Origin of the sequence: Nitratidesulfovibrio vulgaris str. Hildenborough (genome assembly GCF_000195755.1) — a bacterium.
GTDB classification, from domain to species: domain Bacteria; phylum Desulfobacterota; class Desulfovibrionia; order Desulfovibrionales; family Desulfovibrionaceae; genus Nitratidesulfovibrio; species Nitratidesulfovibrio vulgaris.
Map to the genome: position 1 here is coordinate 1,748,244 of NC_002937.3, position 19,780 is coordinate 1,768,023.

The window sequence follows — 19,780 nt, forward strand, 5'->3', positions numbered from 1 at the left end:
GGTTCATGAACCGTAAGACCCTTCGCGCCATCGCGCTCTCGGCGTTGCTGCTGCTTGGCGGCACGGCGTCCGCCCTCGCCGGGACTGCCGCGCAGGACATCCAGAAGCGTTACGATACGGTGACCACCCTCAAGGCGGCATTCACCCAGAAACTGCTGCATCGTGAGAGCGGTTCGACCGAGACGCGCAACGGCACCCTGCTTTTCCGCAAGCCCCTTCTCGTACGATGGGAGACCGGTGGAAAGAATCCGGAGGTGCTGGTCATCTCATCGCAGGACATCTGGAACTTCCTGCCCGATGAGGAACTCGCCTACCGTTACCCGCTAGACCTCGTGCAGGACTCGAAGTCCATCATCAAGGTCATCACGGGACAGGCGAAGCTCGATCAGGACTTCAATGTCGTCGAAGAAGGACAAGAGGAAGGGCTCACCCGGCTGCACCTCTACCCGAAGGAGCCTGTGCAGCAGTTGACTGAAGCCATCCTGTGGGTCGACCCGCAGGAGCACCTCATCCGCCGCGTTCGCGTCTACGACTTCTACGGGAACGAGAACGAGATAGACTTCACGAGCCTTGAAGCCAACGCGACCGTGGCGGACAAGGCATTCACCTTCACGCCGCCCAAGGGCACTGAAGTGCAGGACAGGCTGAAGGAAGGGGCTCCAGAAAAACAGCTATTCAACTGATGCTTTAAGTATTCGCTCAAGCGAAGACACAACAAGAGGCAGCCGTCCTTCGGGAAGGCTGCCTCTTGCTTATATCGATGAAACCTCATGGATGATGCGCTGGTGTCGCTACCCATCCCCTCGAATTCGTATCGCAATGCCCTGTCATCATCCAAGACAAGCCGGAACCACCAGTGTGTTCAGGAGAGTCCGGCGGCCTTGCGAAGCGCCTTCACCTCATGGTCTTCCAGTCGGCGACACGCACCACGAGACAGGTTGCCGAGTTCTACGGGACCTTGCTGGATGCGCAAAAGGCGAAGCACGGTAAGCCCGAGGTCGCGGCACATGCGGCGAATCTGCCGGTTGATTCCCTGATGGAGCACCATTTCAAGTTCCACCCCATACTCCGACCGGTCGATGATGTATGCCTCTACAGGCGCCACGCGGTCGCCCTCGGCAAGAGTCATCCCGGAACGCATGGCGGTCAACGCTGCGGGTGGGATGTCTTCACGAACCAGCACCCTGTAATATTTGGGAAGATGCCATTTGGGATGGGTCAGGCGATGCGTGAGGTCTCCGTCGTCCGTGAGCAGAAGCAACCCTTCCGAGAAGAAGTCGAGCCGCCCCACAGGATAGAGTCGTACGGTCTTCAGGTCGTCGGGGAGGATGTCGAGGATGGTTGTCCGCCCCTGCGGGTCGCGCACGGTGGAGACGACCTGAACGGGCTTGTTGAGCATCACATAGGTATGGCGATGCCGGTTCAGCGCTTCGCCGCAAGCCAGCAGACGTCCTTCGACCTCGATACGGTCTGTGGCGGGGAAAACACGGCGGCCCATCTCCGTGACCACCTCGCCGTTCACGCGCACTTTCCCGCCCGCGATGAGGGTGTCAGCCTGCCTGCGCGAGCAGACACCAGCCCCGGAGAGGGCCTTGTTAAGCCTCGTCCCGCCATCCTCCACTTCGTCGGGGGAAGTGCCCGCTTGCGGGGCAGGGACGTGGGGCACGGCAGCCCGCTTGCGGGGAGACGTGTGCTGTCGGGTGCTCCGGGAATCACCTTGACGGGGGGAATCATGCTTCACGGACGGATGACCTTGGTTGCGAGTTGCAGGCTCGTTACGACGTCAAGCATGTTCGTCGTCTGGCCCACTGCCTTTTCGGACAGAAGCCCGAAATGGTCAAGGCACGTTCCGCATACGAGAATGTCGACCCCCATCGCTTCAAGCTTGTTCAGATGCGTAACGGCAGGGTGCTCGCGTGTGGCGAGCCTGACGCCGCCATTGACGCAGACGATGCGCCAGAGTTCGTCACCGAGTTCGGGCAGTGTCGCGAGGAAATTGGCCATGAGCTTGCCCCCGAGTACGTCATCTCCGGAACCGAGCGTTTCGGAGGTGATGAAGACGGTCACCTTCTGGGGCATCTCTGCCGTACCAGCGATGGCGGCAATGCCACGGGCATCCATGACTTCGCAATCGCAGGAAGGCGCCACTGCGGAGTCCTTGCGTACAGCTATGATATTCCAGAGGCCTTCCGGATCGGCATGGACGCTGGTATCGTACCCCCGGCTTGTCAGAAAGCGGGCTACGTTTTCGCTGGCGGGCGCGTTGTCGACCGTGACGGTGCAACGGGCGGGGGCTTCAGTGTCGAGAAGGGCCTTGCACCGCAGGACAGGCTGGGGGCAGGGAAGTTTCTGGCAGTTCAGAGTGATTTCTGGCATAGGTACCTCCACGTGCCTGATGACCACCACACAGGCTAAACGTCAAATCGAAAAGCTTCGCCTTTTTTGCCGCCAACCATAGATTGAATCTATACAACCTCAGGTATCTTCATGGGTGAACCTTCGACAACGCAAAGGGCAAGCCTGCCCCTGTTGCGCCGCATCGGCCGTTATTTTCTCCCTCACAAGGTTTCGATCGCCCTTTCCATGGGCTGCATGGCTATCGTTTCTGCCACCACTGCGGGAACCGCCTACCTGATCAAGCCCGCTCTTGACGACATCTTCATCAACAAGGATGAGCAGGCGCTCTTGCTTGTGCCGGCCTTTTTCATCGTGCTCACCGCGCTCAAGGGCTTCGGCAGATATTTCCAGAACTACTTCATGAACTACGCTGGCTTGCGTGTCATTGAAAGCCTGCGGGATCAGCTCTTCACCAAGATCATCCACTTGCCGATGCGATTCTACGAGGATTCGCAGATCGGCTTGCTCATGTCGCGCATCATCAACGACGTATCCATGATCCGCGACAGCCTGCCGTCGACCGTCATGATCGTCCGGCAGATACTGACCATGGTGGGGCTCATCGGCGTGGTCTTCTACCAGAACGCCGAACTGGCCACATGGGCGGTTCTCGTGTTGCCGCTGGCTCTCTATCCGTTCATCTACTTCGGGCGCAAGCTGCGCAAGCTGGGACGACGCAATCAGGAGAAGCTGGCCGACATTTCCGTCATCCTTCAGGAGGTGTTCAGCGGCATCCGGGTTGTGAAGGCTTTCGCCACCGAAAAGGAAGAAGCCCATCGCTTCGATGCCGAGAACCAGAGACTCGTGAAGCTCACCCTCAAGCAGATTTGCGTCTCTGAGCTTTCATCTCCTGTCATGGAACTCATAGGCGCTCTCGGCATCGGTCTCGTCATCCTTTACGGAGGACATGAAGTCATATCCGGCAAGACCACGCCCGGTACGTTCTTCTCGTTCATGGCTGCACTGGTCATGCTCTACGACCCCATCAAATCGCTGAGCATGGCCAACCGCGAGGTGCAACGTGCCCTTGTCGGGGCTGAACGTGTCTTTGAAATCCTCGATGCAGAGGACCTTTGCATCGAAACCTCGGGTGACCTGAAGTTCAACCGCGACTTCAAGGAAGTGTGCATCAAGGATGTGAGCTTCGCCTATGCCGACGGGTCGCCAGCCCTGAGGGACATCAACCTGTGCGTTCGTGCAGGAGAACGGGTGGCCATCGTCGGGCCAAGCGGCGCCGGCAAGACCACACTGGTGAACCTCATCCCCCGTTTCTATGAACCCTCATCGGGATGCATCGAGATTGACGGGGTACCGTTGCAGGACTTCGACCTTGCCGACCTCAGGCGTTCCATATCCGTGGTGTCGCAAGACGCTTTTCTCTTCAACCTGAGCGTCTCGGACAACATCACCTACGGCACGCCGAATGTCGGCGCCGGACGGATAGAGGCCGCAGCACATGCGGCGTTCGCTCACGAGTTCGTACAACAACTCGCCCAAGGGTACGATACCGTCCTCGGTGAACGGGGCGTCAAACTCTCCGGGGGTCAGAAGCAACGGCTCACCATCGCCCGGGCACTTCTCAAGGACGCACCGCTCCTTATCCTTGATGAAGCGACCAGTGCACTCGACTCGCAAGCCGAGCGTATCGTGCAGAAGGCTCTCGACAATCTGATGGAGAACAGGACGAGCATCGTCATCGCGCACCGTCTTTCCACGGTGCTCAATGCCGACCGCATCGTAGTCATGGAAGACGGTCGCGTCGTCGACCAGGGCCCTCATGCCGAGCTTCTCGGCCGGTGCGAGCTTTATACCCGACTGTATTCCATTCAGTTCGGGCAGGAGAAGGCCGACGCAGACCGGATAGACGGAACCTCCGAAGAGAAGCTTGAAGCATGAAGCTGCCCCCATCGCTTATCTGCCCGCCGTTACTGGCTCTTTACAGAGTATGGTGTCGCACCCTCAACTTCGAAGAAGAGGGGAGAGCGGCAGTAGACGTCTTGTGGCAGGAACGAAAGCCGATGGTGTTCGCGCTCTGGCACGACGAACTGTTTCCACTCATGCATGTACGGCGTGAACTTGAAATAGTGACCGTGGTCAGTCAGAGTCGCGACGGCGAGTACCTTGCACGGGTACTGCAGGGGCTCGGTCTGCATACGGCCCGCGGGTCGAGTTCGCGTGGTGGTGTAAAGGCACTGTTACAGGCCGCGCGCATGATGCAGAAGCAGAACCTGTGCGGCTGCGTCACCGTTGACGGGCCGAGAGGCCCCCGGCACCGTGTGAAGGAAGGAGCCATCTTTCTGGCGCATCGTGCAAAAGCGCCGATTGTCCCTATACGTCTCTTCATGAGCAGGACGAAGGTCTTTGCAAAGGCGTGGGATAAGTTCCAGCTTCCTCTTCCGGGAAGCGATGTACGCGTCGTCTTCGGAGCGCCATACCACACTGCAGAGAACGCGCTCGAAAGCCCCCGGCTAGAAGACGAGCGGCAAAGACTTGAAGCCAAGCTTGAGGCTCTCGCATGAACCGGAGCGCATCCTCTTTCGTCCTTTCAGCCCTTTCAGGATTCGCGTCACTCGCCGGCAAGGCAAGCTTCGAAGGGCTTGCCACTTTCGGAGACCGGATGGGCGACCTCATGTGGTACGCCATGCCCGGGCGAAGGCAGTATACGACACAAACCATCATCGAACGGCTCGGGGTGCCCGCCGACAGGGCTGAACAACTCGCCCGCGCCAGCTTCAGACACAATGCCCGCTCTTTTCTCGAAATCCTGCACGTCCATCGCTTCGGGTTCGAGGACAGAGGAGGGCGACTGCATATCGCACAGCCAGATCTCTTCGATGCCCTGTTGCGCAGCAACCGGCCCATCGTCGGCGTGACCGCCCATCTCGGTGCATGGGAGCTCTTCTCGGGGCTCCTCGGGCAATTTGATGCATCCCGTCCGCGGATTGTGGTCGTCCGGCGGCAGGGCAATCCCACACTCAACGCCCTCATCATGCGCCTTCGCAGCGCCCGGGGGGCTGAGGTCATCGAACATCGCGATGCCGCACGCAAGGTGTTGCGGGGATTGAAGCACAACGGCATGGCGGGCTTTCTCGTCGACCACAATTGCAACAGGCGCGAAGCCGTCTTCCTGCCTTTTCTCGGCAAGCAGGCTGCGGTCAATGTTGGCCCGGCATTGCTCGCCTTGCGGGCTGAAGCCGAAGTCTGGCCCATCTTCCTTGTCCGGGAAGATGACCGCTATGTGCTGCGTTTCAGTTCGCCTCTGGATACCAGACTCGTATCCGGAGAAAGAGCACAACGAATCGAGACAGTGGCGGCATTCTACACTCAGGCTGTCGAAGAGCATGTCCGAGCCTTTCCCGAACAGTGGTTCTGGATGCATAAACGGTGGAAGACAAGGCCCGTAGCCTCTGAAGCCCCGAAAGGGGCTAAAGCCCCAGAAGAGAAAGACCTCTCGGTCTAGCCCTTGATTGGCATCGGGCGCACACGAGGCAAAGAGCCCTTTGGCTGCCTTGCTAGTGCCCGGTGCCTGTCCTTCAGTATTTCCAAGTACTAGCCGCCCCTGTAGCAAATACGACATGAAACCCATGATTGCAGTAGGTTAGCGATGTCGGCGTTCCGCAAAAGTTAACATAATTTACATTATGGGACATGCAGGGGCCTGTCTCGGGCTCGCCTGCACCGGAAACTTGTCGGCAATCCGATGCGATCCAATCGCTTGTTCGGATTCAAAAAATACGAGGCGAACTCCCCGCAGCGGATTGTCACGCTTTCGCATACAGAATCTCCACGCGCTTTGCCTTGGCAGCCAGAACATGTGTCTCCGTGAGTCTGCACCGCGGACACTTCTGGACATGCGAGTGCACGTCAATCCGCCCATGCCGCACTCTGCCGCCGACCATACCAAGCCCCCCGCACGACTTTCGGGGGCACAAGAGACCAAGCCTGCGGCGGAGGCCTCTTCTGGAGACACCGTTGCCTCGCGATAAGGGACTTGCGTTCTTTTCCGCTCTGTGTTTATAAAAGTGAACAAAGAGGTCGTATGGGAACCAATTTCGACAGATTCTATGCCCGCGTCATGCAGGCGACTGACATAGCAACACAACAGGCGCTGGCAGCGGCACTTGGTGTGAATCGTTCCGCCGTGACCCAAGCCAAGAATCGAGACGCGATACCACAGAAATGGATACTCCAGCTGGCACGAGCCTATCACCTCGCCCCCGACTGGCTTGAATTCGGCAAGGGCAGGCAGCACCAGCCCCCCACCAGTTTGCACGACCCCGAAACGGTCCTCGTTCCCAGAGTCAAGGCTGTTCTCAGTGCAGGGGGCGGCTCACTCGATGTTTCCGGGGGTGTCGTTGAAAACCTGCCATTCCGGTACGATTGGCTGGCAAGGCGCGGACACCCGGCGCACATGGTCCTCATGAACGTCACAGGCGACAGCATGGAACCAGGCATCAGGCACGGTGACACCCTGCTCATCGACCAGTCGCATGTCACAGCCCAGACAGGTGGTGTCTACGCTTTCGGGTATGAAGACTCCATTCTCGTCAAACGCTTTGGCAGAGACGCAGACGCCATCCTTCTACTGAGTGACAACACGGCGTATGCGCCCATACGCATCCGGGGCGATGAGGCAGACCTGCTCCATGTCATCGGCAAGATCGTATGGCTTTGCCGCGCGGTGCAGTGAGGCCTTTTTTCAGGCCCACCATGTTAACTTTTAGCAACACGAGATACAGGAGAACATCATGCAACAGCGCTTCTGCCCTTGTGGCCAACCGGTATGGGTTCTGTACATCACCCGCGAACGCGGCTGGCGCTCATTCTTCTACGCCAGAGGCCTTCAGACGGGACGCCGTGTCGAAACCTGCCCCCATTGCGGCGCCCCCCTCGACATCCACCGTCTGCGCTAGGTGCGCAATGGATGTTGCAACCGCCACGGCGTATGACCGCTTGAGTCTGCGCCGTGGTCTTTCTCTCGCCAATCCTCTTGAGTCCCCCCTGCCCCGCCAGGCGTCCCAGTGCAAGGCACCAGTGCTGCTGCCCATGCGCGGGGCGACGACATCGGATTTCGAGCCTTTTTACTTCTCTGCGACGAGTCCACAAAAAGAAAAAGGATTGCAGCGGCCAGCTACAATCCTTTCATCTTTCATTGGTGCCGAAGGAGGGACTCGAACCCTCACGGGATTTCTCCCACTACCCCCTCAAGATAGCGTGTCTACCAATTCCACCACCTCGGCACTGTTACAACACTAATTGGCCTTGGGAGCCTCCGTTGCCGGGGCTTCAGGCTGCGCAGCAGGTGCCGCAGGCGCGGCGGACTTCTGCGGGGCGACTTCTTCGAACTTCACGTCGATGATGCTGGACTCGTCGGACTTGTGCGAGCTGGTCATGTAGTTGTAGCTCAACGACGTGATGATGAAGAGAACTGCGAGAAAGGCGGTAAGCTTTGCCAGCAGGCCACCAGCACCGGTGCTGCCGAACACGGAAGCGTTGCCGCCGCCGAAGATGACGCCCATACCCTCTTTGCCGGACTGGAGAAGAACCAGAACGACAAGAATCAGACAGGCAATCACATGAAGGGTCAGAACAAGATTCTGCACCGTACTTTCCTCCTCGGACGGAACGCGCGGCTACGCGTCATGCCAGAATGATGCGGCTGAAGCTGACAGCCTGCAAAGAAGCGCCTCCTACCAGCAGACCGTCGACATTGTCAAGAGAAAGTAGTTCTGCGGCGTTGTCAGGCTTCACGCTGCCCCCGTACAGGATGCGTATGGCGGCACCGTCGCGACCGTAACGGGCTTCGAGTAGCGAACGGACAAGAGCGTGAGCCTCGACGACTTCGGCAGGCCCCGCCACCTTGCCCGTACCGATAGCCCATACGGGTTCGTAGGCCACCACAAGCGACTGGGGTACATAGGTCGCGTCGACATCTGCAAGCCCGACCTGCAGCTGATGCGCCAGCACGTCTTCAAGCCTGCCAGCCTCACGTTCATCAAGCTTTTCGCCGATGCACAGTACCACACGCAGTCCGGCCTTCAGGCTGAAAGCCGTCTTGCGCGCGACCGTCTCGTCGTCCTCACCGAGAATATGACGCCGTTCAGAGTGCCCGGTGAGCACCCATCCGCATCCGGCATCGAGCAACATGCCGGGTGCGATTTCGCCGGTGTAGGCCCCTTCGGTAGCCGGGTAGACATCCTGCCCGCCGATGGCAAACCCCTCGACGTCCTTGAAGGTGTCATGAAGGGCATGGAGCGCCGTGAAGGGGGGGCACACGAGCACCTCACGGTCTGCGGGCAGTGACCCGGCGACGGCGGACACAAGTTCGCGTCCCGTAGCCCTAGCCTCGTCGATGGTCTTGTACATTTTCCAATTGGCGGCGATGAGCTTCTTCATGGCTACGGCTCCGTTTCTGTTATGCGGTGCAGGCATCGCTGCCGTCCGCAAGGTCACACTCGAAGATGAGAGCGTCTTCTCCGGTATCCTGATAGTAGTGCGGGCGCACCCCGATACGTCTGAAGCCGAGGGCTTCGTAAAGTCCGATGGCAGGAGTGTTGCCCGTGCGAACCTCAAGGACGGCCCTCGTTATGCCCATTTTGACAGCCACCTGCAACAGGATGCCGAGCAGCCGACGCCCCAGCCCGTGCCTGCGCCGGTCCGGATGCACCGCGATGTTGAGTATTTCAAGTTCTCCTGCGGCGTGGTACACGGCAGCATAGGCCACGATACGCTCTTGGTCGCGCAGGGCGAACACCGAGAATATACGCTGTTCGAAAGCGAGAAGAAACTGTTCTTCGCTCCACGGGGTGCTGAAGCACGCCTGTTCAAGGGCCGCCACCTCCCCCATGTCTTCACGGCCCAGCCGGACGAACGTTGCGGACTGCGCGCCACGAGACGTGTCACCAACCATATCCCTTTCCTTGCGTGTGCTCATGTCCGACACCACTGAATACATCGAAGTCACGGATGATCAGGACAGACCCCTTGTCATCATGCCCACGAACGAAGCCGGCAGGCAACGTCTGCGCCGCCGGGTCGTGCTGGTGGCACTCTATGACAGCCGGGGAAGGCTGTGCCTGCAACGCCGTTCGCCGCACAAGCTCATCCATCCCGGATGTTGGGACCTTTCAGCCACCGGGCATGTCAGGGCGGGCGAGTCACGAGACGAAGCCGCCCTGCGTGAGTTGTCCGAAGAACTGGCCGTGACTGGGGTACGGTTGAGGCATATCGCGACTCTCGCGGCTTCGCAGGCGACAGCCAACACCCACGTCACCCTCTTCGAGGCTTCAGGCTATCGAGGGCTGCCGATTCCGTGCACCGACGAGGTCACCGAAGTGACCTTTACAGACGCCGACGAACTTCAGGGCCTTATCACCCATTTCCCCGACCTGCTCACCCCCGCCCTTCTATGGGCGGCACAGCACGGTCATCTCTTCCCTTCCGTCACCAGAAGCGACACCATGTCCTGATGCACCAGACCGTTGGTGGCAAGCAACGCCCTGCCGAAGCCATAGGCCGTGCCGTCGAATGACGTGACGGCCCCTCCCGCCTCCTCGACCAGCAACCACCCGGCTGCCGTGTCCCACGGCTTGAGGTCGTCTTCGTAGAAGGCTTCGTAGCGTCCGGCGGCCACATAGGCGAGGTCCACAGCCGCGGCACCGCAGCGGCGCACGCCACGCGCCTCGACGAGCACACGCCGTAACCTGTCGACGACCTCATCGACCTTCTCCGAGATGGTGTACGGAAAACCGGTAGCCACCAGCGATTCGGCAAGGGGCATCCTGCGCGAGACGTGCACCGGTTCCCCGTTGCACCACGCGCCGCCCCCTCGTGTGGCCCAGAAGGTCTCACCCATGACGGGGATGTCGACGACGCCGAGGGCGACCCCGCCGTTGCGCCACAACCCGATGGACGTGGCGACGAAGGGCACCCCATGCGCGAAGTTGGTGGTGCCGTCGATGGGGTCGATGATCCAGCAGTCTTCACCGGGGGTGAGGCTGCTTGCGCTTTCTTCGGCAACGAAGGTCGACCCCGGCAGAACCTGTTCGAGACGAGCCTTGAGAAAGGCCTCGACGGCCATGTCGGTATCGGTGACGAGGTCTATGCGCCCCTTGAGGCGTACATTGCGGGGGCGCTTCCAGTGCTCGCGGACAAGGTCGCCACTTTCGCGGACGACGTCAAGCACACGGTGCAGAAGCTCCGTTTCGGGGATGGACATGATCCGCTCCGGGGGAAATCAGTTGATATAGACGCGGCTGAAGAACTTGCGGTCGTCCAGTGTGCGTCCTGTACCCCGCACCACGGTGGTGAGGGGGTCTTCGTCGATGATGACCTTGAGCCGGGTCTCGCGTGCGACGAGGGCGTCAAGCCCCTTGAGCAGCGAACCGCCTCCTGCGAGCAGCAGGCCGTTGCGGGCGATGTCACCTGCGAGTTCGGGAGGGGTCTTCTCAAGGGCGCGCCGTATGGCCGTGAGGATGACACGCACGGGTTCACGCAGTGCCTCGCGGATATGTCCGTCGCTCACACGCACGACCTTGGGCGTGCCCGTCAGCATGTCCTTGCCGGAGACCTCCATCAGAAGCTGTTCCGGCAACGGAAAGGCCGAACCGATGGACATCTTGATGCGCTCGGACATGTTCTCGCCGATGAGGAGTTGGAACTCCTCCTGAAAATACCGCTGAATGGCATGATTCATGGCGTCGCCCGCCATGCGCACCGATTCGGCATATGCAATGGCGGACAGGGAGATGACCGCAACTTCGGTCGTGCCACCGCCGATGTCCACGACCATGCTGCCCAGAGGCTCATGGATGGGCAGGTTGGCACCGATGGCAGCCGCCATGGGTTCTTCGACAAGACGCACGTCACGCGCCCCGGCTTGCGTCGCCGATTCGATGACAGCACGCTTCTCGACCTGAGTGATGCCCGTGGGCACACAGATGACGATGCCCGGCTTGACGATATTGAAGCCCTTGATGACCTTGCGGATGAAGAACTCGATCATCTGCCGGGTCACCTCGAAATCGGCGATGACCCCATCCTTCATGGGGCGTATGGCCCTGATGCGCTGCGGCGTACGACCAAGATATTCCTTGGCTTCACGTCCGACAGCCAGCACCGAGTTGCGTTCGGTCTCGATGGCGACCACAGACGGTTCGTTGAGGACGATACCGTCGGCACGGGTGAACAGCAGCGTGTTCGCCGTGCCAAGGTCCATGGCGAGGTCCTTGCCCAGAAAACCGAACAGCTTGCGCAGCATCAGGCATCCTCACCCGTGTCGACAGGCTCTGCAGGGGCGGCGAACACGGGAATGCGCCGCTCTACCTGTGCCTGCGGCAAGGTCTGGCGCAGGCGGTTGCGAAGATACAGGTTCTCGAGGAACAGTGCGAGATGATCGACGCACATGCGCACGAAGTCGCGCATCTCGTCCGGCATGCGACGAGGTTCGGTCTGGGCAAGGCACAGGACACCGCGCGTGACCTTGTGGATGATGACAGGCAGACACATCACCGAGGAGAAGACGGGCATGTGCACCCCCTTGCCGAACAGCGCGGCGACGGGGGAACCGTCGGTACCTTCCGAGAAGACAGGGGCGTCGTTGCGGAACACCCAGCCGACGATGCCGTTGCCCATGGGGAACGTCGGCACGTCCCCATCGCCAAGCAGCATCTGACGGCTTTCGCCTTCGATGGCGTAGTTTTCGCCCGTACCGTCCCGTGATGCGAAGACACAATATTCGAAACCGGTGGTTCCGGCGACGATCTTCAGGAAATGATGCAGAAAAAGAGGCCATTTGGTGTAACGGCCCCGCAGTTCATGGACGAGTGACAGGCTGGCGAAGTATTGTGCTACAGACTCCTGACGGCACTCGCGACTACCTTCGAGATGGATGCCCGCGAGCAGTTCGGTGAACAGGTGCAGCACCTTCTGGTCCTTGTCGGAGAAGGAGTACTGGCGCTTGCTGTCGATGCACAGCGCACCGCCCCCCCGCACCGGGCACCCCATGAAAGCCTTGATGGTCGCCTCTTCGTTGCTACGGTAGTAGCCGAGGTGGCTCTGGCGCTGATCGAAGTTGTTGACCAGCAGGGGTTGGCGATTACGGAGTATCCAGCCGACAAGCCCCTTGCCCGGGGCTATGGAGGTTCCTTCCGCGACCATGTCGCCAAGGCTGAACGAGGCGGCTATGGGATAGACCTCCGCATCGTCACCGGGAAGGAAGAGGACAGCCGAATAGGCATCAAAGACACTGCAGACGATACCGAGAATATGTTCGTAGCACTGGCGGGTGTTCATATCCATTTCCCTGCCGCGACCGGGTCGGGCGGGTCTATGTTATCGGATAACGGTGGTCTTGCCACCGGGTGGTGCGCTTCGTCCATTGCTTTAACAAAGCCATACGTTCTACCGCAACAGGCTTTTCAGCCGTCCCGACGTCGGAATGCCAACAATGCCAAGCCAGCACTGCACGACCGGGTATTCTGTTTACGGTAGAATTTTTCACGAAAAAAAAATAGGCTTTATGTCCGGGGGGCGAAGTTTCGTCCGGAACATAAGGAGCGTCATGAAAACCACGTGGAAGAGCCTCTTCAGCAAAAGCGACTTTCCCTGCCGGGAGGACGGCAGTGTGCCGACTCCCCTGCAGTTGGGCACACTCGGGGAATTGCGGCGCTTTCTCGACGTGGTCCACATACGGCACTGCCTTGTCCGCCCCTACTTTGAAACCGAGGACTATCCGCTCGTCGAAGCACGCGAACTGTTGCCATCGTTCGAATCCGACATGTGGGAATACAAGCAACTGCCGGGATTCAGCCTCGTGGCGCTGGCTCGCCCCCTCAGCTATTTTCAGGAGATATTCCAGTTCGACATCCTGCACCCGGTTCTCGACTCGGCCAGCGTAGCCGAAGGGGCCTCGTGCCCCCTTGAATCACATGTCATCGCCCGCAACGTGCAGACCATGCAGATGCGCCTTCCCAAGGCGATGCAGGAGTCTTTCAGGCAGCGCTTCTCGCGCATGGACACCTCCGTCCCCGACTACTATGGCACGCTCACGCCCTACCTGCTTGCCATGGACAGGGGGCAGGTCTTCGCCCATGACGGATTCGGGCACTTCCATCTCGCCGGTGTGTACGCCTCCTTCCCCTCCGACCTCGACAATGAGATCAAGAGATTCGGTCTGCGTATCGGAAAATTCGCCGTGGGCGACGATGACATGTACGAACGCAACAGGCTGTTCGTATACCAGTACCTGATGGAACTGTATGGTTTTCCCATCGTTTCGGAACGGCGAACGTCAAGCGCCCTCTTCGCCCGCCGACTCCACAAGATGGGCGAGAAGTTCCTCATACGGGTGCTTGGCCAGTCCGACCGCACCATCACCACCATCAGCAACGAGGGCGGCACAAGCCACTATCCGCGTCTCGACAAGATTGCGCTCGTCCGAATCGACAGCGACCAGGAAGACGCGTTGCAAGCCATCGACGAGATGGGAGCCTTCCTCGACCGGGAGAGGCGTGTTGTCATCATGCGCGTCTCCTACAAGCAGCACCGCTTCAACCCGGACAACGTAAGGCAGGACAGAGCCCTTTCGGTGGACAGGCAGGAGATCATCCACCCGCTCACCGGTGAGCCGTTGCCCAACATGAACATCATCAAGGACACCTCGAACATGTTCCTTCGCCTCAACGACATCGTCCGGGGCGAATACACGGGGCGCATCGTCTACAAACGTACCGAGATCGTCGAGAACACGGATACCGACGAGAAGCGCCTGAAGTTCCTCTTCTCATGGCTCTCGAAGCATCAGCGGCGGATGATCGGCTACAGCGACGAATTCTTCTCCAACGTCAGCAAGGTGCTCGACAACTACCTGCTCACGCCGGACAACTATGAATCGTTCGGGCAACTGCACGACCTCTATCAGGAGGTCTGGGCCAAATACAGCTACATCCAGCAGGCCCGCAAGGTGCGCTTCCTCGAAGACATCCAGAATCGCCTCTACCGTGGCGAACGCATAGGCTACAGGCGCATGCTGGCCGAAGCCGTGGCCTTGCTGCACGGGCTGAAATTCGAGATCGTCAGCTATTTCGATACGCTCGTGGCAAGCGTGATTCGCATTGGAGAGGCCATTCTCAATGACAGGTATCTTCTGCGCACCTACATCGAACGCCGCGACGAGGAACTTACGCGCGGCGGGCAGGAGATACGCAAGAACTATGGCAGACTCGTCTCGCTCATAGACGAATTCAAGGCCATACGCCGCTCACGTCACGGCAAGCACTCCACGATGACCACCACATGACCCATACAACCCTGCAACCCAGCGACAAGGAGACGGAGTTGTCTGACCTTCTGCTGACCCCACTCAATGCATGGCATCGCGCCCAAGGTGCGAAGATGGCCCCCTTCGCCGGTTGGGACATGCCCATCCAGTATGAGGGCATCCTCGCCGAACATCAGCACACCCGCACCCATGCGGCCCTGTTCGACATATGCCACATGGGCGAATTCGCCCTGCGCGGCCCCGGCGCGAAGCAGGCCCTCGCAAGGGCCGTCACCCACAATCTCGAGACGCTCAAGCCCGGACGCTGCCGCTACGGATTCCTTCTCAATGAGGCAGGCTGCGTGCTTGACGACCTCATCGTCTACTGTCTGGCCGAAGACGACTACATGCTCGTCGTCAACGGGGCCTGCATAGCGTCAGACTTCGCCGCCTTGCGCGAACGCCTTCCCGCATCGCTGCACTTCGAGGACATCTCCGCAGCCACCGCAAAACTCGACCTGCAGGGGCCGAAATCCATCGACGCACTGGAGGGGCTTCTGGGGAGGAGTTTCCGCGAACTCGGCTACTTCGCCTTCACGCACACCACCTTCGACGGTGCCAATCTCATGGTGAGCCGTACCGGATACACCGGAGAACTCGGTTACGAGCTCTATCTCCCATGGGACAAGGCAGAGACCCTGTGGACGCGCCTTCTCGAGAATGCCGACGTCAAGCCTGCGGGCCTTGGCGCACGCGACACTCTGCGACTCGAAGTCGGACTTCCCCTCTACGGGCAGGACCTCGACACGACCCACACACCAGCGGAAGCAGGCTACGAAGGCATGCTGACGAACACCGTCGACTATGTGGGCAAAGGGCGTGACCGTGAGGTGCGCGAGGTACTCGTCCCCCTCGCCATTCCGGGCAGGCGTGCGGCGCGGCATGGCGACGCGGTGGCCCTTCCCGACGGCACTGTCGTCGGCGTCGTCACCAGCGGTTCGTTCGCCCCCAGTGTCGGACATGCCGTCGCCCTCGCCTACGTCAAGAAGCCCCATGCCGAAGAGGACTCGTTCATCATCAAGGCCGCAAGGGTTGAGCTCGAAGCGAAGCGGGCACCCCTGCCCTTCTACGCTGGCGGCACCGCCCGCATGAAGCTGCAGGGTTGAACCAGAAAACCGGGGGGCTCTGCCGACGGCGGCCCCCCTTTTGAGGATAGAGTGCGCACGTTCTTTCTGCCTTCCGAACAGTGGTCGCCTCCCTATGCCCTCACCGGGCAGGAGGCGAGACATCTCACAAAGGTCGTACGCGTACATGCGGGCGACCTCATACGTCTGCTCGACGGGGCCGGACGCGAAGGCGTCTTTCGTGTGACCGGCACCAGTCGCAACAGCGTCGAGCTCACGCCCGAATCCATCACGACCCACCCCGAACCTGTTTCACGCGCCGTGCTGGCGGTGGGATGGGGAAAGGCGGTACGACGCAGCTGGCTCATGGAGAAGGCTGTCGAACTTGAGGCTTCCGCCATCTGGCTATGGCAGGCCGAACACAGCCAGTCCCCCGTGCCGGATGACATCAAGGAGTCGTGGCTCGCCCAGATGGTCGCCGGAGCGAAACAGAGCGCCAACCCGTGGCTGCCCGCGCTCCAGACACTTCCGGGCGGCATCGAGGAATTGCTGCGGGCATCGTCGGACTTCGAGCGCCGTTTCATGCTCTGGGAGGGCGAAACCCCGGAAGCCCTTCTTGAAGCCAAGGATGTGGGCGGGGTCGGAACCACCCTTTATGTCGTCGGCCCTGAAGGAGGATTCTCCGCCCGCGAGGTGAAGGCCCTGCGAGAAGGCGGCATGATGCCCGTCAGCTTGGGGCAACGTGTCCTGCGATGGGAGACAGCCGCCTTGCTGTGTCTCGGACTGCACTGGTGGGGAAGACAAAAGCCCACAGCAGGGGCTACCGTCGAGGAGCATCCATGAGCGTACGCCAGCCGCTTCCCGAACGCCTGCGCCCCACTGTGCTTGAAGGTTTCGTGGGGCAGACGCACCTCACGCAGCGCATCGAGGCGCTGTTGCGTGCCAACAGGTTGCCCAGTCTGCTGCTGTTCGGCCCGCCGGGGTGCGGCAAGTCGACACTCGCCCTGCTGCTGGCGAAGGCCCGAAGCGCCAATGTGCTTCGCCTCAGCGCCCCCGAGGCTGGACTTCAACACCTTCGCAAACAATTGCACGGCGTGGACATTCTTGTTCTTGATGAGCTGCACCGTTTTTCGAAGGCACAGCAGGACTTCTTTCTGCCTTTGCTCGAGTCGGGCGACATCACCATGCTCGCCACCACGACCGAGAACCCATCCTTCAGTGTCACGCGGCAGCTTCTTTCCCGGCTGCACGTCCTGAGACTGCGCCCGCTTGGCAGGGCCGAACTTCTTGAGTTGGGACGCCGTGGGGCCGTGGCGCAAGAGGTACAGATTGAAGATGACGTGCTCGACCTTCTGGCCAGCATGTCGCACGGTGATGCCAGAACCATGCTCAATCTGCTTGAGTATGTGGCTGCACTTCCGGAAGACAAGCGCGACATCGAAGGTGTCCGCAGCGCCATGCCGGAAATCGTCAGCCGCCACGACAAGGATGGCGACAACCATTATGAGCTGGCATCGGCCCTCATCAAATCCATCCGTGGCAGCGACCCGGACGCCGCTCTCTACTACCTTGCCTGCCTGCTCGAAGGTGGCGAAGACCCGCGTTTCGTCTGCCGCAGGCTCATCCTCTCCGCTTCGGAGGACGTAGGCCTTGCCGACCCGCAGGCTCTTCCCCTTGCGGTGGCCTGTATGCAGGCAGTGGAGTATGTCGGCATGCCCGAAGGGTTCATTCCCATGGCGCAGACCACTGTGCATCTGGCCCTTGCCCGCAAGAGCAACTCGACCTACGCCGCCTACATCAACGCAGCACGGGAACTGAAAACGCAAGGCCGTAAGGGTGTTCCGTTGCATCTGCGCAATCCTTCCACACGGCTGCAAAAGGAATGGGGCTATGGCAAAGGGTACAGGTATCCCCATAGCTACCCCGAAGGCTGGATAGAGCAGGAATATCTCCCAGAAGGGCTGGAGGACAGACGATTCTACGCACCCCGCGAAAATGGCGAAGAGCCCAGACTCTCGGCATGGTGGCGCAAGCTTCAGCGGCAGCGCCCACCCCGCAGGGGTTCCGGAGAATGACCCGCACGCCGCGCTATTCCGTCATCACCCCCAGCACTGGACGGCGCCCGAAAGCCTTGTCGTTTGCCATAGCAAGCGTCGAGAGGGCGTTCTGTCATGCAGGCCTTGACATGGGTGCGGTCGAAATGCTCGTGGGATTCGACGGAGTGAGGGGCGAAAGGGTATCGGCAGCCTCATTCATTCGCTGGTTCGATATCCCCGCTGACGGAGATTTCGGAAATGGCATACGCAACGCCCTTCTCAAGGCAGCCCGCGGCGAACGTCTTCTTTTCCTGGACGATGACAACGCCCTCACACCGGAAGCCTTCTCCCTATACGACGCCCACGCGGGTATCGAAATGGTCGTAGGGCGCATCGACACCTCCGCCTCCTTCGACATCCCTTTCCTGCCGCGTCCGGATGTACACCCCATCACTCCCGGCAATGTAGACCCCCTATGTCTTTGTGTGACACGTGAACTTGCCGTGACCCGTTGCGGTGGCTGGCAGGGAAGCCCGGTAATGCCTCAGGCACATGAACGCCACTTCCGCTATGAATCTGATTTCCTCAATATCCACAAATATTGGCGCAGGGCCATGAGCACCCTGCTCATAGACGCATTTGTCGGCATCTACGATGCGGGTTGCGGGCTGGACCCGCAGGGCATGAATACGCGACAGACCAGACGCGCATTACGCGACAGAGACTCGACGGAGAAGTCATGAACGACATCACATCCACCACTGCTGTTTCCTATAGTTCGCCTGCAACACAGCCGGGGCTGTGGGCTCGCCTTTTTCCTTCGCTGGCATTCTACCCTTCCATATTCGGCATTGTGGCTGACGCCGCACGCAAGGCGAAAGCCGGGAAGTACGACGGTGCTGAATGGGTCCATGACAGTCTGCGCGTGGTGCGCCTCTTCGAAAGGGTCGGGACACGATTCCGCATCGAAGGCATGGAACACTTCAAGAATCTACATGGGCCATGCGTGTTCGTGGGCAACCATATGAGCACGCTCGAGACTTTCGTCCTGCCGTGCCTCATCCAGCCTGTGAAAGACGTCAACTTCGTGGTCAAGAAGAGTCTCGCCGACTACCCCGTGTTCAAGCATGTGCTTCACGCACGCAACCCCATCATCGTATCGCGTGCCAACCCCCGTGAAGACCTCGCAGCGGTGCTTGAAGGTGGCGAAGAACGTTTGCGTGCGGGAACGTCAGTCATCGTATTTCCTCAGAGTACCCGTTCTGCAACGTTCGACGAGAAGCTGTTCAACACCATCGGCGTCAAGCTTGCGCGACGTGCGGGGGTCCCGGTCGTTCCTGTCGCACTCAAGACGGACGCATGGGGCTGTGGTGGTCTCATCAAGGATTTCGGGCCGATAGACCCGGCAAAAACCGTCCACTTCCGATTCGGTGAACCACTTAGTGTGACTGGTAACGGCAAGGATGAACACGCCAGAATATGTGCCTTCATTGCCAGCGCCATGAAAGAGTGGGAGACTGAACCCGCTGACAACGGGCTGATTGAATAAACAATTTGCTTGCAAATTGGCTATCCACGCCATTTTCTCAAAAAGAGGGGTTGACGTGTCATTGGTTGAGACCTATATTGCTTGAGCAATCAGTCAACAAAGCTTTCCGGCGCATCCTAGCCGCAATATGGATTCGCCAGTGTTACGCCTCCACGCACTGCTTGCAACGGAACACTCCTCATAAGTGGCCCTCATCCCGGAGGGCCACTTGTCTTTTGTGCCTCCCCCTTGCCGCGCCCCTACCGGAAACGCCCTGCTGCTCACCGACTGCATACCCAGCGGCGACGCCGCCACGCTCTTCATCACGTTCCCACTGCATCGGCAGACAAAGCAGTATCCCCTCATGGCTCACGATTGCTCTAAAGAGTAACACTCTTTGGAAGAAAGGCGAGCAACCGCTCGTTTTCCCGATTGC

Annotated in this window: 21 protein-coding genes and 1 tRNA gene; 13 read left to right on the top strand and 9 right to left on the bottom strand. The window is 59.9% G+C overall.

The genetic code is table 11. The annotated features are described in order from the left end of the window. Nucleotides 1-5: 5 nt before the first annotated feature. Nucleotides 6-683 (top strand): outer membrane lipoprotein chaperone LolA, encoded by a 678-nt coding sequence (lolA, locus tag DVU_RS07930; protein ID WP_010938957.1) that lies wholly within the window; start codon nt 6-8, stop codon nt 681-683. Between the two features lie 179 nt (nt 684-862). Here the strand turns inward: lolA and DVU_RS07935 are convergent, their stop codons facing one another. Continuing rightward, nucleotides 863-1,741 (bottom strand): pseudouridine synthase, encoded by an 879-nt coding sequence (locus DVU_RS07935; RefSeq protein WP_010938958.1) that lies wholly within the window; start codon nt 1,739-1,741, stop codon nt 863-865. After that, entirely contained in the window at nt 1,738-2,376 is a 639-nt protein-coding gene (yedF, locus tag DVU_RS07940; protein WP_010938959.1) for a sulfurtransferase-like selenium metabolism protein YedF, read from the bottom strand. The genes DVU_RS07935 and yedF overlap by 4 nt, the downstream gene beginning before the upstream one ends. 111 nt (nt 2,377-2,487) lie before the next feature. Between yedF and DVU_RS07945 the strand changes: the two genes are divergently transcribed. From DVU_RS07945 to DVU_RS16700, 5 genes are all read left to right on the top strand, one after another. After that, nucleotides 2,488-4,293, top strand: coding sequence for an ABC transporter ATP-binding protein (locus DVU_RS07945; RefSeq protein ID WP_010938960.1), 1,806 nt, complete (start codon nt 2,488-2,490; stop codon nt 4,291-4,293). Beyond that, on the top strand, nt 4,290-4,916 hold the full coding sequence (locus DVU_RS07950) for a lysophospholipid acyltransferase family protein (RefSeq protein WP_010938961.1): 627 nt from the start codon (nt 4,290-4,292) through the stop codon (nt 4,914-4,916). The genes DVU_RS07945 and DVU_RS07950 overlap by 4 nt, the downstream gene beginning before the upstream one ends. Further along, entirely contained in the window at nt 4,913-5,857 is a 945-nt protein-coding gene (locus tag DVU_RS07955) for a lysophospholipid acyltransferase family protein (RefSeq protein WP_010938962.1), read from the top strand. The genes DVU_RS07950 and DVU_RS07955 overlap by 4 nt, the downstream gene beginning before the upstream one ends. A gap of 579 nt (nt 5,858-6,436) precedes the next feature. After that, nucleotides 6,437-7,087: a LexA family transcriptional regulator gene (locus DVU_RS07960; protein WP_011792241.1), complete on the top strand. Its 651-nt coding sequence runs from the start codon at nt 6,437-6,439 to the stop codon at nt 7,085-7,087. Nucleotides 7,088-7,145: 58 nt separating this feature from the next. Beyond that, on the top strand, nt 7,146-7,310 hold the full coding sequence (locus DVU_RS16700) for a hypothetical protein (RefSeq protein ID WP_010938964.1): 165 nt from the start codon (nt 7,146-7,148) through the stop codon (nt 7,308-7,310). A gap of 240 nt (nt 7,311-7,550) precedes the next feature. On the opposite strand, the gene DVU_RS07965 is transcribed toward DVU_RS16700, so the two are convergent. From DVU_RS07965 to rimI, 4 genes are all read right to left on the bottom strand, one after another. Continuing rightward, nucleotides 7,551-7,637 (bottom strand) — tRNA-Leu (locus tag DVU_RS07965). Between the two features lie 12 nt (nt 7,638-7,649). Beyond that, nucleotides 7,650-8,000: a preprotein translocase subunit SecG gene (secG, locus tag DVU_RS07970; protein WP_010938965.1), complete on the bottom strand. Its 351-nt coding sequence runs from the start codon at nt 7,998-8,000 to the stop codon at nt 7,650-7,652. A gap of 37 nt (nt 8,001-8,037) precedes the next feature. Continuing rightward, a complete protein-coding gene (tpiA, locus tag DVU_RS07975; protein WP_010938966.1) occupies nt 8,038-8,793 on the bottom strand; it encodes a triose-phosphate isomerase in 756 nt (251 codons plus the stop codon). 19 nt (nt 8,794-8,812) lie between these two features. Next, a complete protein-coding gene (gene rimI, locus DVU_RS07980; RefSeq protein WP_010938967.1) occupies nt 8,813-9,307 on the bottom strand; it encodes a ribosomal protein S18-alanine N-acetyltransferase in 495 nt (164 codons plus the stop codon). 22 nt (nt 9,308-9,329) lie between these two features. On the opposite strand from rimI, the gene DVU_RS07985 reads away from it, so the two are divergent. Then, nucleotides 9,330-9,866 (top strand): NUDIX hydrolase, encoded by a 537-nt coding sequence (locus DVU_RS07985; protein WP_010938968.1) that lies wholly within the window; start codon nt 9,330-9,332, stop codon nt 9,864-9,866. On the opposite strand, the gene DVU_RS07990 is transcribed toward DVU_RS07985, so the two are convergent. The 3 genes from DVU_RS07990 to DVU_RS08000 are packed head-to-tail and all read right to left on the bottom strand — an operon-like array spanning nt 9,824 to nt 12,690. Next, entirely contained in the window at nt 9,824-10,615 is a 792-nt protein-coding gene (locus DVU_RS07990; RefSeq protein ID WP_010938969.1) for an inositol monophosphatase family protein, read from the bottom strand. The two genes, DVU_RS07985 and DVU_RS07990, sit on opposite strands and share 43 nt — an antisense overlap. An 18-nt stretch (nt 10,616-10,633) precedes the next feature. After that, complete coding sequence (mreB, locus tag DVU_RS07995) at nt 10,634-11,656, bottom strand: rod shape-determining protein (RefSeq protein WP_010938970.1); 1,023 nt, start codon at nt 11,654-11,656, stop codon at nt 10,634-10,636. Beyond that, on the bottom strand, nt 11,656-12,690 hold the full coding sequence (locus DVU_RS08000) for a GAF domain-containing protein (protein WP_010938971.1): 1,035 nt from the start codon (nt 12,688-12,690) through the stop codon (nt 11,656-11,658). Before DVU_RS08000 ends, mreB begins: the two co-directional genes overlap by 1 nt. Nucleotides 12,691-12,958: 268 nt before the next feature. Here DVU_RS08000 and DVU_RS08005 point away from each other — a divergent pair, with 268 nt between their 5' ends. Genes DVU_RS08005 through DVU_RS08030 form a run of 6 tightly spaced genes read left to right on the top strand, consistent with a single transcriptional unit; the run spans nt 12,959 to nt 19,365 of the window. Further along, on the top strand, nt 12,959-14,695 hold the full coding sequence (locus DVU_RS08005) for a hypothetical protein (RefSeq protein ID WP_010938972.1): 1,737 nt from the start codon (nt 12,959-12,961) through the stop codon (nt 14,693-14,695). Nucleotides 14,696-14,733: 38 nt separating this feature from the next. Further along, nucleotides 14,734-15,822: a glycine cleavage system aminomethyltransferase GcvT gene (gene gcvT / locus DVU_RS08010; RefSeq protein ID WP_443678324.1), complete on the top strand. Its 1,089-nt coding sequence runs from the start codon at nt 14,734-14,736 to the stop codon at nt 15,820-15,822. 51 nt (nt 15,823-15,873) lie between these two features. Then, nucleotides 15,874-16,623: a 16S rRNA (uracil(1498)-N(3))-methyltransferase gene (locus tag DVU_RS08015; RefSeq protein WP_010938974.1), complete on the top strand. Its 750-nt coding sequence runs from the start codon at nt 15,874-15,876 to the stop codon at nt 16,621-16,623. Then, on the top strand, nt 16,620-17,855 hold the full coding sequence (locus DVU_RS08020) for a replication-associated recombination protein A (RefSeq protein WP_010938975.1): 1,236 nt from the start codon (nt 16,620-16,622) through the stop codon (nt 17,853-17,855). The genes DVU_RS08015 and DVU_RS08020 overlap by 4 nt, the downstream gene beginning before the upstream one ends. Continuing rightward, nucleotides 17,852-18,559 (top strand): glycosyltransferase family 2 protein, encoded by a 708-nt coding sequence (locus DVU_RS08025; protein ID WP_010938976.1) that lies wholly within the window; start codon nt 17,852-17,854, stop codon nt 18,557-18,559. The genes DVU_RS08020 and DVU_RS08025 overlap by 4 nt, the downstream gene beginning before the upstream one ends. Beyond that, on the top strand, nt 18,556-19,365 hold the full coding sequence (locus DVU_RS08030; protein ID WP_010938977.1) for a lysophospholipid acyltransferase family protein: 810 nt from the start codon (nt 18,556-18,558) through the stop codon (nt 19,363-19,365). The genes DVU_RS08025 and DVU_RS08030 overlap by 4 nt, the downstream gene beginning before the upstream one ends. The last annotated feature ends 415 nt before the right edge of the window (nt 19,366-19,780 follow it).

What these genes read in the sequence shown, in the direction of transcription:
- yedF (WP_010938959.1), bottom strand. Translation starts at nt 2,376, where the DNA reads ATGCCAGAAATCACTCTGAACTGCCAGAAACTTCCCTGCCCCCAGCCT.
- lolA (WP_010938957.1), top strand. Translation starts at nt 6, where the DNA reads ATGAACCGTAAGACCCTTCGCGCCATCGCGCTCTCGGCGTTGCTGCTG.
- DVU_RS08020 (WP_010938975.1), top strand. Translation starts at nt 16,620, where the DNA reads ATGAGCGTACGCCAGCCGCTTCCCGAACGCCTGCGCCCCACTGTGCTT.
- DVU_RS08025 (WP_010938976.1), top strand. Translation starts at nt 17,852, where the DNA reads ATGACCCGCACGCCGCGCTATTCCGTCATCACCCCCAGCACTGGACGG.
- DVU_RS07950 (WP_010938961.1), top strand. Translation starts at nt 4,290, where the DNA reads ATGAAGCTGCCCCCATCGCTTATCTGCCCGCCGTTACTGGCTCTTTAC.
- DVU_RS07960 (WP_011792241.1), top strand. Translation starts at nt 6,437, where the DNA reads ATGGGAACCAATTTCGACAGATTCTATGCCCGCGTCATGCAGGCGACT.
- DVU_RS08030 (WP_010938977.1), top strand. Translation starts at nt 18,556, where the DNA reads ATGAACGACATCACATCCACCACTGCTGTTTCCTATAGTTCGCCTGCA.
- DVU_RS07945 (WP_010938960.1), top strand. Translation starts at nt 2,488, where the DNA reads ATGGGTGAACCTTCGACAACGCAAAGGGCAAGCCTGCCCCTGTTGCGC.
- DVU_RS07990 (WP_010938969.1), bottom strand. Translation starts at nt 10,615, where the DNA reads ATGTCCATCCCCGAAACGGAGCTTCTGCACCGTGTGCTTGACGTCGTC.
- DVU_RS07955 (WP_010938962.1), top strand. Translation starts at nt 4,913, where the DNA reads ATGAACCGGAGCGCATCCTCTTTCGTCCTTTCAGCCCTTTCAGGATTC.
- rimI (WP_010938967.1), bottom strand. Translation starts at nt 9,307, where the DNA reads ATGGTTGGTGACACGTCTCGTGGCGCGCAGTCCGCAACGTTCGTCCGG.
- tpiA (WP_010938966.1), bottom strand. Translation starts at nt 8,793, where the DNA reads ATGAAGAAGCTCATCGCCGCCAATTGGAAAATGTACAAGACCATCGAC.
- DVU_RS16700 (WP_010938964.1), top strand. Translation starts at nt 7,146, where the DNA reads ATGCAACAGCGCTTCTGCCCTTGTGGCCAACCGGTATGGGTTCTGTAC.
- DVU_RS07985 (WP_010938968.1), top strand. Translation starts at nt 9,330, where the DNA reads ATGTCCGACACCACTGAATACATCGAAGTCACGGATGATCAGGACAGA.
- DVU_RS08005 (WP_010938972.1), top strand. Translation starts at nt 12,959, where the DNA reads ATGAAAACCACGTGGAAGAGCCTCTTCAGCAAAAGCGACTTTCCCTGC.
- DVU_RS08000 (WP_010938971.1), bottom strand. Translation starts at nt 12,690, where the DNA reads ATGAACACCCGCCAGTGCTACGAACATATTCTCGGTATCGTCTGCAGT.
- mreB (WP_010938970.1), bottom strand. Translation starts at nt 11,656, where the DNA reads ATGCTGCGCAAGCTGTTCGGTTTTCTGGGCAAGGACCTCGCCATGGAC.